A 16,193-nucleotide genomic window follows, 5' to 3' on the forward strand; every position below is an offset into this window, starting at 1 on the left:
AGAAGAATGAGCGAGCAGGATCTGGGTCCCATCCGTTCCCTCGGATACATGCGGATCGACGCCACCGACATGGACGCGTGGCGTGAATACGGTCTGAAGGTTCTCGGCATGGTGGAGGGCAAGGGGACCGTCCCCGGTGCGCTGTACCTGCGGATGGACGATTTCCCGGCACGTCTGGTGATCGTCCCCTCCGATCGCGATCACCTGGCCGTCTCCGGCTGGGAGTGCGCGAATGCGGCTGGGCTGCAAGAGGTTCGGGACCGGCTCACGGCCGGTGGCGTGGAGTTCCGCGAGGGCACGCCGGAGGAGAAGCGCGAGCGGGCCGTCGACGGTCTGATCGTCTTCGCCGACCCGGACGGGAACGCCCTGGAGGCCTTCCACGGCGTCGCATTGCAGCACCGTCGCGTCGTCAGCCCGTACGGTCACAAGTTCGTGACCGGCGAGCAGGGTCTGGGCCACGTGGTGCTCAGCAGCAACGACGACGCCGCGGCGCTCACCTTCTACCGGGATGTGCTCGGCTTCCGCCTGCGCGACTCCATGCGGCTGCCGCCGCAGGTGGTCGGCCGGGCCGAGGGCGACGAGCCGGCCTGGCTGCGGTTCTTCGGGTGCAACCCGCGGCACCACTCGCTGGCCTTCTCGCCGTTCTCCAACGGCACCGGCATCGTGCACCTCATGGTCGAGGTGGAGGAGACCGACGACGTCGGTCTGGCGCACGACCGTGCGCTGCGGAAGAAGGTGCCGATGTCGGCCACCCTCGGTCGCCACGTGAACGACCTCATGCTGAGCTTCTACATGAAGACCCCCGGCGGGTTCGACGTGGAATTCGGTTGCGAGGGAAGGCAAGTGGACGACGACGACTGGGTCGCCCGGGAGTCGACGGCCGTGAGCCTGTGGGGCCACGACTTCAGCGTCGGATTCAAGGGCTGAGTCGCCATGGCGCCGCTCTCGCCGTACGGCACGCAGGAGTTCGACACCCGGCAGTTCCGCACCGCCCTGGGGCAGTTCTGCTCCGGAATCACCATCATCACCTCGATGGGCGACGATGACCGACCGGTGGGCTTCGCCTGCCAGTCGTTCACCGCGCTCTCGCTGGATCCGCCGCTGGTGATCTTCTGCCCGCAGAAGACGTCGCGGACCTGGCCTGCGATGGAGGCGCGGGGGTCGTTCTGCGTGAACGTCCTCGCTCACCGTCAGCAGGAGGTGAGTGCCAAGTTCGGTGCTCCCGGCGACAACAAGTTCGCCGGGGTCGACTGGGACCCGTCTCCGCTCGGGCTTCCGGTGATCCGGCACAGCCTGACCTGGGTGGAGTGCACCGTGGAGAACGTGCTCGACGGCGGCGATCACTACATCGTCGTCGGACGGGCGCAGACTCTCGGTGAGGTCCTGCAGGACAAGCCGCTGCTGTTCTACCGCGGCGGTTACCTGTCGACCGAACACCCGCGGGTCACCCCGGCCTCGAATCAGCTCGACGATCTGATCACGTGGTCCGGCGGCGACGAATGGCTCTAGACGATGTGACTGCTCCGCTGCGCGATGCCATCGCCGCAGCGGAGCGTCAGATCGCCGCGGCGGAGTTCATCGACTCCGATGCCGATCTGGCCGAAGGCTACGACTACCTGGCCGGCAGTATCGCGGCCGTCCTGCAACAGTCCCGCACGCACGACAAAGTGCATCCGGTGCTGCACACGTCCACCGGCCCGTACACCAAGATGGGCCTGGACAATCCGGACACCCTCTACTATCACGCGGACGTGGTGCCCGAGGGCACCTACCGGATCCGCGGAATCCGGGGAAGCACCGTGGACCTGAGCTTTCAGGTGCTCCGCGGCGATTACACCCCCAGCGAAGTCCCCGGCGGGGACGACGCCTTCGACGACCGCCGGCTGACCATCGCCGACGACGGCTCGTACGAACTGATCTTCGGGCCGCCGATCGACGACGCGCCGTCGAACTACTTCGTGCTGGGCGACGGCGCCTCCATGCTCGCGATCCGCGAGGTCTACGGCGACTGGATCGCTGAGCACAAGGGCAGCGTCACCGTCGAACGCCTGGACACCCGTGACGAACCGGCTCGGCCGCTCGACAGTGCGCGCGCGGCACGCCAGTACGCGACCGCGGCCAAGCTGCTGACGTCGCGCATCCACACCTGGTTCAACTTCCCGAAGTGGTTCTACCTCGACGAGGCGGTCAACACGCTGACCGTGCCGCGGCCCACGCCCGGCGGCCTGAGCACCCAGTTCTCGTCGGTGGGGCACTACGACCTGGCGCCGGATCAGGCCATGCTCATCACGGTGCCGGTCTCGGACAGTCCGTACCAGGGCTTCCAGCTCGGCAGCCTCTGGTACATCTCGCTCGACTACGTGCACCACCAGACGAGCCTCAATACGGTGCAGGCGCAACATGATCCGGACGGGATGATCCGCATGGTGATCGCCCATCGGGATCCGGGCGTGACCAACTGGGTGGAGACCACCGGGCGACGGCGCGGCATCCTCCAGTTCCGTTGGCAGCGCAGCGATGCGCCGATCGACGGGAGCCTGGGGCCCACCTGCGAGGTGGTCGACCTCGCGCAGGTGCCCGGACTGCTGCCGTACTACGACCACAATCGGATCGACGCCGACGGTTGGGCCGAGCGGATCACCGCCCGGCGCCGCGGCTTTGCGGAGAGAATGCTCGGATGACGACCCAGACACCCCAGACTTCGATGCACGGCACGGGCCTGCTGGCCGATCGAGTGGTGGTGGTGTCCGGCGTCGGTCCCGGCCTGGGCCGGGCCATCTGCCTGCGCGCCGCCGCGGCCGGGGCGGACGTGGTGGTGGCCGCCCGCACCCGCGAACGACTCGAGTCGGTGGCCGCCGAGGTCACCGCGCTGGGCCGTCGCGCCCTGGTGGTGCCCACCGACATCACCGACCACGACGCCGTCGATGCCCTCGCCGAACGCGTGCTGGCCGAGTTCGGGCGGGTCGACGTGCTGGTGAACAACGCCTTCTCGGTGCCGTCGATGAAAGCCTTGGGGCGCACCGACTTCGGGCAGATCTCCGACAGCCTGGACCTGACGGTGCTGGGCACGCTGCGGGTGATCAAGGCCTTCACGCCCGCGCTCGCGGAGTCGGACGGGGCCATCGTCAACCTGAGTTCGATGGTGATCCGGCACAGCGAGCCGCGCTACGGCAGCTACAAGATCGCCAAATCGGCGTTGCTGGCGATGTCGCAGTCGCTCGCCACCGAACTGGGCGAGCAGGGCATCCGGATCAACAGCGTGGCGCCCGGGTACATCTGGGACGACCAGCTCAAGTGGTACTTCGGCGAGATCGCGAAGAAGTACGGCATCACCGTCGAGCAGGTCTACGAGCAGACCGCCTCGCGCAGCGACCTGAAGCGGCTGCCCGAACCCGACGAGATCGCCGACGTGATCGTCTTCCTCGCCTCGGACCTGGCCCGCTCGGTGACCGGGCAGACCCTCGACGTGAACTGCGGGGAATACCATGCCTGAGCCGCGCACCCTGGTCGGCACCGTCGAGGACCTGCACGCCTCGGCCGCGCGCACCGTGGGCCTCGACGACTTCGGCGACGACGGTTACCGCGAAGGCCTGACGGTGCTGCTGGAGTCGTACGCGAACGACGCCGGGCTCACCGAACGCGGCAGCAAGATGTTCCGCTACTTCCTCAAGGGCGCACTCATCGCGCGGCTGCTCAGCGAGGCCGGCTGGAAGGCCAACCCCGGCTACGCCCAGGTGCCGATCGAGCGGCCGATCTTCGTCACCGGCCTGCCGCGCACCGGCACCACCGCGCTGCACCGGCTACTCGCCGCGGATCCGGCCCACCAGGGGCTCCAGATGTGGCTGACCGAGTTCCCGCAGCCGCGCCCGCCGCGCGACACCTGGGCCACCAACCCCGTCTTCGCGCAGATCGACGCCGGACTGTCCCAGCATCACGTCGAGAATCCCGAGTTCATGGGCCTGCACTACATGAGTGCCGGCGAAGTGGAGGAGTGCTGGCAGTTGCTGCGGCAGTCACTGCAGTCGATCTCGTACGAGTCGCTCGCCGCTCTCCCGACGTACTCGGCGTGGCTGGCCGACCAGGACTGGACGCCCGCCTACGCGCGCCACAAGGCCAACCTGCAGCTGATCGGCCTCCACGATCAGGACAAGCGCTGGGTGCTCAAGAACCCGAGCCACCTGTTCGCGCTGGACGCACTGATGGCGGTGTATCCGGATGCGATCGTGGTGCAGACGCACCGTGAGCCGGAGACCATCATCGCGTCGATGTGCAGCCTCGCCGAGCACGCCACCGAGGGTTATTCAACGGTGTTCACCGGCGCGGCCATCGGGCAGGCGCAGCTCGAGCTGTGGTCGCGCGGCCTGCGCGAGTTCTCCGCGGCTCGTGCGCGCTATCCCGCGGCGCAATTCGTCGACGTCGCGTTCGACGACCTGCGGGCGGACCCGCGGGGCGTCGTCGATCAGGTCTACGCCGCCCTCGGCACCGCGCCGAGCGAGGCGGCCCGCGCGGCGATGACGGCGCTCGACGAGGAGTCCAAGTCCGGCGATCGCCGACCGCAGCACCGCTACTCGCTCGACGACTACGGGCTCACCGTGGACCAGGTGCGCGCCGCCTTCGCCTAGTTTCGACGCCCGTCCGCAAAAAGTTCGGTTGACCGAAACTCTGTTTCGGGGTTAGCCTGGCTCGGTGCTGGAAACGACGAAGAAGCCGCGGGCGCCGCGGGCGATGCTGCTCGGGCCGGCCTTCGTGGCGGCGATCGCCTATGTGGATCCGGGCAATGTGGCGGCCAACCTCACCGCCGGCGCCAAGTACGGGTACCTGCTGGTGTGGGTGCTGGTGGTGGCCAGCGTCATCGCCGTGCTGATCCAGTACCAGTCGGCCAAACTCGGCGTGGTGACCGGCCGGACGCTGCCGCAGACGGTGGCGACGTCGTTGCGCGGGCGTCGCGCGCGGCTGGCCTACTGGGGCCAGGCCGAGGTGGTGGCGGCCGCGACCGACCTCGCCGAAGTGGTCGGTGGCGCGATCGCCCTGAAGCTGCTGTTCGGTCTGCCGCTGTGGATCGGCGGCCTCATCGTCGGCGTGGTCTCCATGCTGGTGCTCACCCTGGCCGACCGGCAGCGGCAGCAGCGGTTCGAGACCGTGGTGATCGGCCTGCTGTGCATCATCGTGGTCGGCTTCCTCAGCGGACTGGCGGTGAATCCGCCGGACGTCGGTGGGCTGCTGAACGGCATGATCCCGCGCCTGGACGGCGGCGAGACCGTGCTGCTGGCCGGGTCCATGCTGGGCGCCACCGTGATGCCGCACGCCATCTATCTGCACTCGGGGCTGGTGATCGATCGCCACGGCCGCAGCGAGGATCCGGGCCGCATCGCCCGGCTCCTGCGGGTGACGCGGATCGACGTGGTGGTGGCCCTGGTCATCGCCGGCACTGTCAACATCGCACTGCTCGTGCTGGCCGCGACCAGCCTGATGGGCAAGGAGGGCACCGACACCATCGAGGGCGCGCACGCGGCGGTCGGGTCCGCGCTGGGCCCGGTGGTCGCGGCGCTGTTCGCGATCGGCCTGCTCGCCTCGGGCATCGCGTCGACGTCGGTGGGCTCCTACGCGGGCGGCATGATCATGGAGGGGTTGCTGAACATCCGCATCCCGATGGTGGTGCGGCGCTCGGCGACCCTGGTACCCGCCGTCGTGATCCTCGCGGTCGGCGTGGATCCGACATGGGCGCTCATCGTGTCCCAGGCGGTGCTGAGCTTCGGCATCCCGTTCGCCCTGATCCCGCTGCGCCGCTTCACCGCCGACCGTCGCCGGATGGGCGAGTTCGCCGACGGCCGCGCACTGCGACTGGCCTCGGCGGCGGCCGTCGCGCTGGTGGTGGCCTTGAACATCACCCTGCTGGTGCTGATGTTCGTCGGCGACACCTGATCAGTGCGCGCGAACGCCGCGCAGCCCGGGCTCGGCCGTCAGGGCCGCGAAGGCTTCGGCGAGGCAGGCGGTGAACTCGGCGGGGTCCTCCACCGCCGCGGGGTCGGAGTTGATGCCGACGAAGGCCGCGTCGTCGTAGGTGAGGAGGGCGACGTTGATCGCCGCCCCCGACTTCGGCGCGAACGGCACCAGGACGTCGACCTTGGCGCCGCACAGGTACACCGGCACCGGCGGGCCCGGCACATTGGTGGCGGCGACGTCCACGCCCTTCATCAGTCCGCCGGCCAGGCGCTCGGTGATCGGGTCGGGCAGTAGCGCGAGGGCCTTGTAGAGCATGTCGGACAGGCCCAGTGCGGGATCGGTCCGGGCCTCCTCGAGGAGGCGCTGCAGTCGGGTCAGTCGATCGGGCGCCGGGTGCTCGTCGCCGGCGGGCACCAGGAAGCGGGCCGGCGCCCAGTGGTTGCTCGTCGGCTCGTCGCCGGGACGACGCTGATTCACCGGCATGTTCACGCGGAGCTCGGGGAGGTCGTGGCCGTGCCTGCGATGGTAGGTGCCGACGGCGTCGGCGACGGCCGCCATGAAGACGACGTTGAGCGTCACCTCGGCCCGGTGTGCCGCCGCTTTCAGCTCGGCCAGCGGCACCTCGATCAGGGTGAACGTGCAGGTGAGCGACCGGTCGGCCATCCACCGCGATTTGGGTGCGCCCTGCGGGGCCAGCATGGCCGCCGCCGAGAGGGCGGTGCGGCCCGCGGCCACCGTGGTGTCCAGCGGGCTGGTCAGCAGGTCGCGTGCCGTGCGGAGCGCGAACTTGGCGCCGCCGACCACCACTTCCTCCACCGCGTCGAGCTCGAACCGGGTGGCGTGCACGAAACGCGCCAGCAGGTCGGCGGGCTCCTCCGGATCCGGCGCATCCGGCAGCGGGCCGAGGTCGCCGGGCTCGGCGGCGAGGTCGAACAGGGCGGCGCTCATCGCGAGACCGCCCATACCGTCGGCCACCGAATGATGGATCTTGAAGACCACCGCGGCCCGGCCGTCGACCAGACCCGTGACGATGGCGATCTCCCAGAGCGGCCGCGAATGATCGAAGTCGGACTCGCTGACGCGAGCCGCGTAGTCGAGTGCGTCCTGCATCGTGGCGTCGTCGTCGGGCAGTCGTCGCCACCGGACGTGATAGCTGGGATCGAAGTTCGGGTCGATCTCCCACCGCGGCGGGGCGGGGGAGATCGGGTTGCCCACCGCGCGCTCGCGCAGCCGCGGAAAGATTCGGGTGAGTCGCTCGACGCGGGCGGAGACCTGGGCGGGATCGGGTGATCCGTCGAGCGCGACGAAGGCCACGATCCCCGTGCGCAACAGCGGGTCGCCCTCGATGCCGTACATGACGGCGTCGAAGGCGCCCATCCGCTGGTCTCTGGGCCGCTGGTCTCTGGGCCGCTGGACTCTGGGCGACGGTCCTCGGGAGGTCATTCCCCCGATTCTGGTGGAGCGGCACAGCGGTGTCCGCGGTATCGGTCCAGAGGTGACGAAGTCCCCCTCGGATCGACGCAGATTCGTACGATGGAGGGGGACTTCGACGCGGAAGGCGACGGCCTACAGCGTGATGAGGCCCGCAGCGCGATGCGGTGCACCGAAGAACTGGGCGTCGGCCTGCGCGCGCTTGAAGAACAGGCCGATGTCGTGCTCGGCGGTGATACCGATGCCGCCGTGCAGCTGGATGGCTTCGCCGGTCACCGCGACGTAGCCCTCCGAGCAGTAGACGTGGGCGGCGGCGGCCAGTTCGGCCGCGTTCTCCGCACCCGACGCGACGGCGTCGACCGCGGCGGCCGACATCGACCGCATGGTCTCCACCAGCATGTACATGTCGGCCATGGCGTGCTTGAGGGCCTGGAAGCTGGCCAGCTCGCGACCGAACTGCTTCCGCGAGGTGGTGTGCTCCACGGTGAGCTCCAGCGCGCGGGCCGCGCCGCCGACCTGTTCGGCCGACAGCAGGGCCCACGCCAGGGTGCGCAGGCGGTCGACGAGGTCGTCGGGCGCCGGCACCGTCTGCGACGGGGTCTGGTCGAAGCTCACCCGAGCGAGCGGGCGGGTCGGGTCCAGGACCGGCAGCGGGGTCACGGTGACGCCCGGCGCGGAGGCGGCGACCTCGTGCAGGGTCACCGCGTCCGGACCCGCCAGCACCAGGAAGGTGTCCGCGGTCTCGCCGTCGATCACGTATTCGGCGGTGCCGGTGAGCAGTCCGGCCTCGGCGTGCACGCCGGGGGTGTCCCACCCGGCGGGACCGGTCCAGCACAGGGCGGCGGTGGTCTCGCCGGCGGCCAGACCCGGGAGCAGGCGGGCGCTCGCGTCCTCGTCACCGGAGATCAGCAGGGCGCCGGTGGCCAGGACCGCGGAGGAGAACATCGGCACCGGGGATAGGGTCTCGCCGAGGACGGTCAGCACCGCGGCGCTCTCGCGCACGGTGGCGTCGGCGCCGTCGTACTGCTCCGGGACGGCGAGGGCGGCCACGCCGATCTGGGTGGCCAGCGTCTCCCACAGTTCGGCGTCGTACCGGCCCTGCGCGGTGATCGCGGTGCGGACGGCGGCGGGGCCGCCGCCGCGGCGGCAGACGTCGCGGACGGCGTCGATGAGGGCGTTCAGCTCGTCCATCAGCGGGCCTGCTCGGTGCGCAGGGAATCCAGCACGCGCTGCCGGTGCCAGGCCGGGGTGCCCCACGCGGAGCGGAGGGCGCGGGCCTTGGTCAGGTACAGCGAGAAGTCGTGCTCGGCGGTGTAGCCGATGGCGCCGAGTACCTGCAGTGCCCGACGGGCCGCGACGTCGGCGGCATCCGCGGTGGCGACCTTGGCGGCCGAGACGTCCGGGAGACGTCGGCGGTGTCCTGGCCGAAGCCGTCCAGACCCACGGCGGCGCCCCACACCAGCGGGCGAGCCATCTCGACGGCGATCGCGACGTCGGCGAGATGGTGCTTCACCGCCTGGAACGAGCCGATCGCGCGGCCGAACTGGTTGCGCGACTTGGCGTAGTCGGCGGCCAGCTCCAGCATGGCCGAGGCCAGGCCGAGCGACAGCGCGGAGGTGGCCAGCGCGCCCAGGTCGACGGCGGCAGTGGTGTCGATGTCGGCGAGTCGATCACCGGCGCTCACCGCGGACACGGTCCGGGCCGGATCAACGGTGGCCTGTGCGCCGTCGGCGACGCCGCGGAACAGCCCGTCGTCGGTCACCAGGTAGACGGCGGCGCCCTCGGCGTCGGCGGCCCGCAGAGTGACCGGCGCGCACGCGACCGAGGCCAGGGTGTCACCGGCGAGCAGCGGCGCCAGGTCGTCGTTCGCGGCGGCGCCGCCCAGCAGGGCCGGTGCCACGGCGAGGGTCTCGGCGACGGGCCCGGGCAGGGCGACGCGGCCGAGCTGTTCGAGGGCCACCACCATTTCGACGGCGCCCGCGCCGCTGCCGCCGAGCGCATCGTCGACCAGCAGGCCGGTGATGCCGCTCTCGGCGAGCTGGCGGTACACGTTCAGGCCGGGCTCACGATCGCCCTCGGACCAGGCGCGCGCCACGGCGATGCCGCCCGCGCGGGCGGTCACGGCCTCGACGGTCGACGCGAGGTCGGTGTGCATTGAATCGAGAAGGAAGTCCACGGTTATCGGTCCCCACGGGGCAGGCCGAGCAGGCGCTCGGCGATCACGTTGCGTTGAATCTCGTTGGTACCGGCGTAGATCGGGCCGGAGAGCGAGAAGAGGTAGCCGTCGAGCCAGGCCGAGTCGAGTTCGGCGTCGACGCCGAGCAGGTCCAGCGCGGTCTCGTGGGCGGCGATGTCCCACTGCGACCAGAACACCTTGTTGATCGACGACTCCATGCCGAGCTGTCCGCCCGCGGCCAGGCGGCTGACCGTCTGGTACGTGGACAGCTCGTAGGCGCGCGCCCCGATCCAGGCGTCGGCGACGCCGGTGTCGACGCCGGCGGTGGCTGGGACGTCGTCCCGACGCTCGCGCCACAGGCGCAGCAGGCGGTCGGTGGCGGCGAGGAAGCGGCCGGGGGAACGCAGCGACAGGCCGCGCTCGTTGGCGGCGGTGCTCATCGCCACCTTCCAGCCGTTGTTCACCTCGCCGATCACGCCGGAGGCGCCCGGGTCGGCCGGGTCGTCGGGCACGAAGACGTCTTCGAGGAAGAGCTCGGCGAAACCGGCTTCGCCGTCGAGCTGGGCGATCGGCCGCACGGTCACGCCCGGTGCGCGCAGATCGAACATGAAGTAGGTGATGCCCTTGTGGCGGGCCTGGTCCGGGTCGGTGCGGAAGAGGCCGAAGCCCCAGTCGGCGAAGCTCGAGCGCGAGCTCCAGGTCTTCTGGCCGTTGAGCAGCCAGCCGCCCTCGGTGCGGGTGGCCGTCGAGCGCAGGGATGCCAGGTCGCTGCCGGCCTCCGGCTCGCTCCAGGCCTGGCCCCAGATGTCGTCGGCGCGCGCCATGCGCGGCATGATCCGTGCCAGCTGGGCGTCGTTGGCGTGCTCGAAGAGGGTCGGCGCCAGCAGGAAGATGCCGTTCTGACTCACGCGGCCGGGCGCGCCGGAGCGGTAGTACTCCTCTTCGAAGATGATCCAGTGCAGCAGCGGGGCGTCGCGGCCGCCGAACTCCACCGGCCAGCTGACCACCGACATGTTGTCGGCGGCCATCTCGGCCTCCCACTTGCGGTGTGCCTCAAAGCCTTCCGCGGTGTCCATGGACGGCAGCGGCTCGGCGGGCACGTGGGCCGCCAGCCATTCCCGGACCTCGGTGCGGAAGGCCTGGGCGGCGTCGTCGAATTGCAGATCCATCAGGCGTCACCCTTCTTTTGGGCGGCATCGCGCATGCTGCGCGCGTCCATGCCGCCGAGCGAGTCGCCGGAGTCGGCGTCGTTGGCCGCGTGCGCGAAGTGGTGCCATCCGAACACCGAGTCCATCGCGTTGCGCATCCCCATCTGGTCTTCGCAGATGTTGACGGCCTTCTTCGACAGGAACAGGCCCTGCATCGGCATCTCGACCATCTGCGCGCAGAGGTCGTCGACCTTGGCCTCGAGTTCCTCGCGCCCGGTCACGTGGTTCACCATGCCCCAGTCGAGGGCCTGCGCCGCGGTGAAGCGCTGGCCGGTGAACAGGATCTCCTTGGCCCGGCGGGCGCCCAGGACGTAGGCGTGGGCGAAGTACTCCACGCCCGGAATGCCCATGCGCGCAACGGGATCGGAGAAGAAGGCGTCGTCGGAGGCGACGATGAAGTCGGCCGACCACGCGAGCATCAGGCCGCCCGCGATGCAGGCGCCGTGCACCTGCGCGATGACCGGCTTGGGGATCTCCCGCCAGCGGCGGCACATCCCCATGTAGACCTCGATCTCCCGGGCCAGGCGCTGGTTGCTGTCCAGGGGTTGGCCGTCGCCGCGGGTGTGGTCCCAGTGCAGGGTCGCGGTGTTGGGGTAGAAGGTGTCGAAGTCGCGCTCGGGGGTGCCGATGTCGTGGCCGGCGGAGAAGTGCTTTCCGTTGGCGCGCAACACGATCACCTTGACGGCCGGGTCGTCGACGGCCTTGCCGAAGGCGGCGTCCAACGAGTAGGTCATCACCGAGTTCTGCGCGTTGCGGAACTCGGGTCGGTTCAGGGTCACGTAGGCGACCGCGTTGTCGGGACCGCCGGTTTCGTAGGCGATCGGACTGGACTCGGCGGTCAGATCGTCGCGGCCCAGGGGCGGCGGAATGACGGCTGCACTCATGCCTCCGACTCTAACCTAGCAAGTGCTTGGTTGGTAGCTCAGGGCGCGCGGAGTTCGGCGCGGTGCGCGGGTCGACGCACCCGCGCTACGCAGTGATCGCCGTCGACGAAGGCCTCCAGCGCGGCCAGCTGCCAGCCGGCGCCGCCGGTCGTGCCGGTGCGCGGCGCGTCGAGCACGCCCTGCATCAGGCCGCGGTGCACCGCGCAGGTGACCGCGGGGTGGGCGCGGGCAGCTTCGAGGAACGGGCAGCGGCGCAGCCGGATCCGGTCGCCGCCCGAAACAGCGGGGGAGAAGCCGGCCTCCATGAGCACGTCGAGGAGGTCGTCGAGCGGGTCGGCAGCGGGGTCCGCACGATCGGCACCGAGCACGGCACCGGCGGCGGTGGCCTTCCGTGGACCGTCCGGATCGTCGGCCAGCGCCGCGGCGAGGGCCTGCGCGAGCAGGTCGAAGTCGCGGGCGCCGGTGGGGTCCATCCGACCGTGCGCGGTGTAGGCCAGGCGGGGCCGCCCGGGCCCGGGACTCCCGACCGGCGCCGCGACGATCGCGTCGTCGCGCAGCAGGCGATCGAGGTGAAAGCGCACCGTGGTGGCCGGCCGCCCGGTGGCGGCCGCCAGTCGGTCCACGGTGAGCGGCTCCTCGGCGTCCTGCAGCACCGCGAGCAGGTCCTGGCGCAGCGTCATCAGCTTGTTCCGGCGGGCCGTGTCAGTCCGCGGACTGCGGCGGCAGCGAGGCCACGAGGGGCGCATCGCTACCCGTCGCACCGATCTTCGCGGCGCCGCCGGGTGAGCCGAGCGGCGCGTCCCGGCCGTCCAGAGTCGCGGTGAAGAAGTCGGCGTTGTCGGTGAGGTACGGCAGCCACTCGTCGGGCAGATCGTCCTCGTAGAAGATGGCATCCACCGGACACACCGGCTCGCAGGCGCCGCAGTCGACGCACTCGTCGGGATGGATGTACAGCGCGCGCCCGCCCTCGTAGATGCAGTCCACCGGGCATTCCTCGACGCAGGCGCGGTCGAGGACGTCGACGCACGGCTGCGCGATCACGTAGGTCACGGGATTCCTCCTAGCGTGGAGTGATGGTGAGCGTCGGCTCGCGATGGGTGTGGACGGTCAGATACGAGAGGCCGCCGTCGCCCGCGCTGAACGACCGGCGGGAATGCTTGGGTAGCCAGAGCAGGTCGCCGACAGCCACCGGCACCGGGCCGGTCTGGGTGCCGACGACGCCGGTGCCGTCGAGGACGTGGATGAGTACGTCCACCTCGCCGCCGACGTGTTCGCCGATGCCGCCGCCGGGCGCGAGCGTGATGATGTTGGCGTCCAGCGGGCGGTCGTCGAGATCGAGCTTCCAGGCCACCCCGGCCTCGCCGCCGGCCACGGCGTCGGCGCTGTTGCCCAGCACGCGCGGCACCGGTGCGTCGAGCGTCTTGCTGATCCGGATGCGGAAGTCACCGGGCTCGCGCACCAGGTAATCCCACGCGAAGCCGCCGGGATGGCGGTCGGCGAACTGATTGTGCAGGGGGATCGGATCGTGGTCGTTCACCAGGATCACGGCGTCGCCCACCGCCAGGCCGTCGAAGGCCCCGAAGATCTGCGGATGCCGCTGCGGTTTGGGGACCTCGCGCACATCGATGATCACGTCGGACACTGCTGCCTCCCGAATTAAAACGACTAGTACTTGTAAAAATACCGGGGATCGCCGCGTCCGACAACCACCACCACCTCCCGCGGCCGAGCGACGGGGCCCACTACCCTCGTATCCGTATGCCGCGTGAGCGTCAGATGGGAGCGGGATGGACAAGCAGGGTTACGAGCTGTCGGACCTGGAGGAGTTGGAGGCCGAGTCGGTCCACATCTTCCGCGAGGTGGCGGCCACCTTCGAGCGACCCGGAATGTTGTTCTCCGGCGGCAAGGACTCGGTGGTGATGTTCCACCTGGCGCGCAAGGCGTTCTGGCCCGCGCCGATGCCGTTCCCCCTGATGCATGTCGACACCGGCCACAACTTCGACGAGGTGATCGAGTATCGCGACCGCGTCGTCGCCGAAACCGGTGTGAAACTGCTGGTCTCGCACGTGCAGGACGACATCGACGCCGGGCGCGTGGTGGAGCAGACCGGTGTCGGCAGCTCCCGTAACCGGCTGCAGACCGCGGCGTTGCTGCGCGGCATCACCGAGAACCGGTTCGACGCCGTGTTCGGCGGGGCCCGCCGCGACGAGGAGAAGGCGCGCGCCAAGGAGCGCGTGTTCAGCTTCCGCGACTCGTTCGGCACCTGGGATCCGCGCAACCAGCGACCCGAGCTGTGGAACCTGTACAACGGCCGCCACCACCGGGGCGAGCACATCCGCGTGTTCCCGCTGAGCAACTGGACCGAGCTCGACATCTGGCGCTACATCGAGGCCGAAGAGATCGACCTGCCGCCGATCTACTACGCGCATGAACGGGAGGTGGTCCCGCGCGACGGCATGCTCCTGGCCAAGACCCGCTTCCTGGAAGTGGCGCCCGGCGAGACCAGTCACCTGGCGCAGGTGCGGTTCCGCACCGTCGGCGACGCCACCTGCACCGGTTGCGTGGAAAGCGACGCCGCCACGCCCGCAGCGGTGATCGCCGAGGTCTCGTCGACCCGCATCACCGAGCGCGGCGCCACCCGCGCCGACGATCGGATCTCCGAAGCCGGCATGGAAGACCGCAAGAAGGAAGGGTACTTCTGATGGCCGGGGAACTGTTGCGCATCGCCACCGCGGGCAGCGTCGACGACGGCAAGTCCACGCTGATCGGACGCCTGCTCTACGACTCGAAGTCGATCTTCACCGATCAGCTGGAGGCCATCGAGCGCACCAGCGCGAGCCGCGGCGACGAGTTCGCCGACCTGTCGCTGCTGACCGACGGACTGCGCGCCGAACGCGAGCAGGGCATCACGATCGACGTCGCCTACCGCTACTTCTCCACCCCCGAGCGCAAGTTCATCATCGCCGACTCGCCCGGGCACGTGCAGTACACGCGCAACATGGTGACCGGGGCGTCGACCGCCGACCTGGCGATCATCCTGATCGACGCGCGCAAGGGCGTGCTGGAGCAGACCCGGCGGCACGCCTTCCTGTCGTCGCTGCTGGGGATCCCGCACCTGACCATCTGCGTCAACAAGATGGACCTCGTCGACTACTCGCAGGAACGGTTCGAGGAGATCCGCGACGAGTTCATCGCCTTCTCGGCCAAGCTCGAGGTCGGCGACCTGACTTTCATTCCGATCTCGGCACTGCAGGGCGACAACGTGGTCACCCGCAGCGCGGCGATGGACTGGTACGAGGGTCGCCCGCTGCTGGGGCACCTGGAGAACGTCTACATCTCGTCGGACCGCAACCTGATCGACGCGCGTTTCGGTGTGCAGTACGTGATCCGGCCGCAGCGCAGCGACGGGCTGGACCACCGCGGCTACGCGGGGACCATCAGCGGCGGCTCCTTCTCCGTGGGCGACAAGGTGGTGGTGCTGCCGAGCGGCTTCGGCACCACCATCAAGCGGCTGTGGGGTCCGGGCGGGCGCGAGCTCACCGAGGCCTTCGCGCCGATGGCCATGTCGATGGAACTGTCCGACGAAATCGACATCGTGCGCGGCGACATGATCGTGCGCCCAACAACCGGCCGTACGTGGACCGGGACGTGGACGCGATGGTGTGCTGGTTCTCCGAGGCCGGCACGCTGACGCCGGGATCGTCGTACCTGATCCTGTGCGGCACCCGCCAGACGCGAGTCACCGTGTCCGGGCTCAACTATCGCCTCGACGTGAACACGCTGCACCGCGACGAGCAGGCGACGTCGTTGGCGCTCAACGAGATCGGCCGGCTCACCCTCCACGCGCAGCAGCCGCTGCTGTTCGACGAGTACCGCCGCAACCGGCAGACCGGCAGCTTCATCCTGATCGACGAGGCCACCAACGCCACCGTCGCCGCGGGCATGATCACCGGGCCCGTCGCGCGCGACACCAACGTTGTGTGGCAGGACACCAAGGTGACGCGCGAGCAGCGCGCCTACCGCGGCGCCACCATCTGGATGACCGGGCTGTCCGGCTCGGGCAAGTCGTCGCTCGCCATCGAACTCGAGCGCAGGTTGGTGGCCTCCGGGCAGCCGGCGTACCTGCTCGACGGCGACAACCTGCGCCACGGGCTCAACGCCGACCTCGGTTTCAGCGACGACGACCGCCGCGAGAACATCCGGCGCACCGCGGAAGTGGCGGCGCTGTTCGCCGATTCCGGTGCGGTGGTGCTCGTCTCGCTGATCAGTCCGTTCGAGCAGGAGCGCCAGCGCGCCCGGGAGATCCACGAGGCCAAGGGCCTGCCCTTCCACGAGGTCTTCCTGGACACCCCGCTGGCCGAGTGCGAGGCGCGCGACCCGAAGGGCCTGTACGCCAAGGCCCGCGCCGGCGAGATCACCCAGTTCACCGGCATCGACTCGCCGTACGAGCGCCCGGCGAACGCGGACATCGTGGTGACCCCGGCCGACGGCGCCCCCGCCGACACCGCCGCGGCGATCCTGCGCAACCTGGGCCTGTAGCCGCCGGCTCCC

Annotated in this window: 14 protein-coding genes and 2 pseudogenes; 8 read left to right on the top strand and 8 right to left on the bottom strand. The window is 70.0% G+C overall.

Translation table 11 applies throughout. The annotated features are described in order from the left end of the window. The first annotated feature begins 6 nt into the window (after positions 1-6). The 6 genes from hsaC to MUG78_RS08805 all read left to right on the top strand — a co-directional run bounded on the left by hsaC (position 7) and on the right by MUG78_RS08805 (position 5,922). Positions 7-927, top strand: coding sequence for an iron-dependent extradiol dioxygenase HsaC (gene hsaC / locus MUG78_RS08780; protein WP_246993949.1), 921 nt, complete (start codon positions 7-9; stop codon positions 925-927). A 6-nt stretch (positions 928-933) separates the two neighbouring features. Further along, positions 934-1,509, top strand: a complete 576-nt coding sequence (gene hsaB / locus MUG78_RS08785; RefSeq protein ID WP_246993950.1) for a 3-hydroxy-9,10-secoandrosta-1,3,5(10)-triene-9,17-dione monooxygenase reductase subunit — start codon at positions 934-936, stop codon at positions 1,507-1,509. Beyond that, on the top strand, positions 1,500-2,681 hold the full coding sequence (locus MUG78_RS08790; protein ID WP_246993951.1) for a hypothetical protein: 1,182 nt from the start codon (positions 1,500-1,502) through the stop codon (positions 2,679-2,681). Before hsaB ends, MUG78_RS08790 begins: the two co-directional genes overlap by 10 nt. Beyond that, on the top strand, positions 2,678-3,493 hold the full coding sequence (locus MUG78_RS08795) for an SDR family oxidoreductase (protein ID WP_246993952.1): 816 nt from the start codon (positions 2,678-2,680) through the stop codon (positions 3,491-3,493). The genes MUG78_RS08790 and MUG78_RS08795 overlap by 4 nt, the downstream gene beginning before the upstream one ends. Further along, positions 3,486-4,622: a sulfotransferase family protein gene (locus MUG78_RS08800; protein WP_246993953.1), complete on the top strand. Its 1,137-nt coding sequence runs from the start codon at positions 3,486-3,488 to the stop codon at positions 4,620-4,622. The genes MUG78_RS08795 and MUG78_RS08800 overlap by 8 nt, the downstream gene beginning before the upstream one ends. Positions 4,623-4,686: 64 nt before the next feature. Then, positions 4,687-5,922, top strand: a complete 1,236-nt coding sequence (locus MUG78_RS08805; protein WP_308221345.1) for an Nramp family divalent metal transporter — start codon at positions 4,687-4,689, stop codon at positions 5,920-5,922. Here the strand turns inward: MUG78_RS08805 and MUG78_RS08810 are convergent, their stop codons facing one another. The 8 genes and pseudogenes from MUG78_RS08810 to MUG78_RS08845 form a co-directional block, all read right to left on the bottom strand. Next, positions 5,923-7,320, bottom strand: coding sequence for a wax ester/triacylglycerol synthase domain-containing protein (locus MUG78_RS08810; protein ID WP_246993954.1), 1,398 nt, complete (start codon positions 7,318-7,320; stop codon positions 5,923-5,925). A gap of 189 nt (positions 7,321-7,509) precedes the next feature. Continuing rightward, entirely contained in the window at positions 7,510-8,565 is a 1,056-nt protein-coding gene (locus tag MUG78_RS08815) for an acyl-CoA dehydrogenase family protein (RefSeq protein ID WP_246993955.1), read from the bottom strand. Beyond that, positions 8,565-9,550, bottom strand: a pseudogene (locus MUG78_RS08820) (acyl-CoA dehydrogenase family protein). Before MUG78_RS08820 ends, MUG78_RS08815 begins: the two are co-directional and overlap by 1 nt. A 2-nt stretch (positions 9,551-9,552) precedes the next feature. Further along, the gene (locus MUG78_RS08825) at positions 9,553-10,719 is read right to left on the bottom strand and encodes an acyl-CoA dehydrogenase family protein (protein WP_246993956.1); all 1,167 of its coding nucleotides are present in this window, start codon (positions 10,717-10,719) and stop codon (positions 9,553-9,555) included. Then, positions 10,719-11,642, bottom strand: a complete 924-nt coding sequence (locus tag MUG78_RS08830) for an enoyl-CoA hydratase (protein ID WP_246993957.1) — start codon at positions 11,640-11,642, stop codon at positions 10,719-10,721. The genes MUG78_RS08825 and MUG78_RS08830 overlap by 1 nt, the downstream gene beginning before the upstream one ends. A 38-nt stretch (positions 11,643-11,680) precedes the next feature. Then, positions 11,681-12,322 (bottom strand): helix-turn-helix domain-containing protein, encoded by a 642-nt coding sequence (locus tag MUG78_RS08835; RefSeq protein WP_246993958.1) that lies wholly within the window; start codon positions 12,320-12,322, stop codon positions 11,681-11,683. Between the two features lie 22 nt (positions 12,323-12,344). Then, positions 12,345-12,692: a ferredoxin gene (gene fdxA / locus MUG78_RS08840; protein ID WP_246993959.1), complete on the bottom strand. Its 348-nt coding sequence runs from the start codon at positions 12,690-12,692 to the stop codon at positions 12,345-12,347. Positions 12,693-12,702: 10 nt separating this feature from the next. After that, entirely contained in the window at positions 12,703-13,284 is a 582-nt protein-coding gene (locus MUG78_RS08845; protein ID WP_246993960.1) for a DUF2249 domain-containing protein, read from the bottom strand. A gap of 145 nt (positions 13,285-13,429) precedes the next feature. Here MUG78_RS08845 and cysD point away from each other — a divergent pair, with 145 nt between their 5' ends. Both cysD and cysC read left to right on the top strand, forming a co-directional pair. Next, positions 13,430-14,344 carry a sulfate adenylyltransferase subunit CysD gene (cysD, locus tag MUG78_RS08850; RefSeq protein WP_246993961.1) on the top strand — a complete coding sequence of 305 codons (915 nt, stop codon included), beginning with the start codon at positions 13,430-13,432 and terminating at the stop codon, positions 14,342-14,344. Beyond that, positions 14,344-16,181: pseudogene (gene cysC, locus MUG78_RS08855) on the top strand (adenylyl-sulfate kinase). The gene cysD and the pseudogene cysC overlap by 1 nt, the downstream one beginning before the upstream one ends. Positions 16,182-16,193 lie beyond the last annotated feature (12 nt).

The organism is Gordonia alkaliphila, from assembly GCF_023017165.1.
Taxonomy (GTDB): domain Bacteria; phylum Actinomycetota; class Actinomycetes; order Mycobacteriales; family Mycobacteriaceae; genus Gordonia; species Gordonia alkaliphila.

What these genes read in the sequence shown, in the direction of transcription:
- hsaC (WP_246993949.1), top strand. Translation starts at nt 7, where the DNA reads ATGAGCGAGCAGGATCTGGGTCCCATCCGTTCCCTCGGATACATGCGG.
- hsaB (WP_246993950.1), top strand. Translation starts at nt 934, where the DNA reads ATGGCGCCGCTCTCGCCGTACGGCACGCAGGAGTTCGACACCCGGCAG.
- MUG78_RS08790 (WP_246993951.1), top strand. Translation starts at nt 1,500, where the DNA reads ATGGCTCTAGACGATGTGACTGCTCCGCTGCGCGATGCCATCGCCGCA.
- MUG78_RS08795 (WP_246993952.1), top strand. Translation starts at nt 2,678, where the DNA reads ATGACGACCCAGACACCCCAGACTTCGATGCACGGCACGGGCCTGCTG.
- MUG78_RS08800 (WP_246993953.1), top strand. Translation starts at nt 3,486, where the DNA reads ATGCCTGAGCCGCGCACCCTGGTCGGCACCGTCGAGGACCTGCACGCC.
- MUG78_RS08810 (WP_246993954.1), bottom strand. Translation starts at nt 7,320, where the DNA reads ATGGGCGCCTTCGACGCCGTCATGTACGGCATCGAGGGCGACCCGCTG.
- MUG78_RS08815 (WP_246993955.1), bottom strand. Translation starts at nt 8,565, where the DNA reads ATGGACGAGCTGAACGCCCTCATCGACGCCGTCCGCGACGTCTGCCGC.
- MUG78_RS08825 (WP_246993956.1), bottom strand. Translation starts at nt 10,719, where the DNA reads ATGGATCTGCAATTCGACGACGCCGCCCAGGCCTTCCGCACCGAGGTC.
- MUG78_RS08830 (WP_246993957.1), bottom strand. Translation starts at nt 11,642, where the DNA reads ATGAGTGCAGCCGTCATTCCGCCGCCCCTGGGCCGCGACGATCTGACC.
- MUG78_RS08835 (WP_246993958.1), bottom strand. Translation starts at nt 12,322, where the DNA reads ATGACGCTGCGCCAGGACCTGCTCGCGGTGCTGCAGGACGCCGAGGAG.
- cysD (WP_246993961.1), top strand. Translation starts at nt 13,430, where the DNA reads ATGGACAAGCAGGGTTACGAGCTGTCGGACCTGGAGGAGTTGGAGGCC.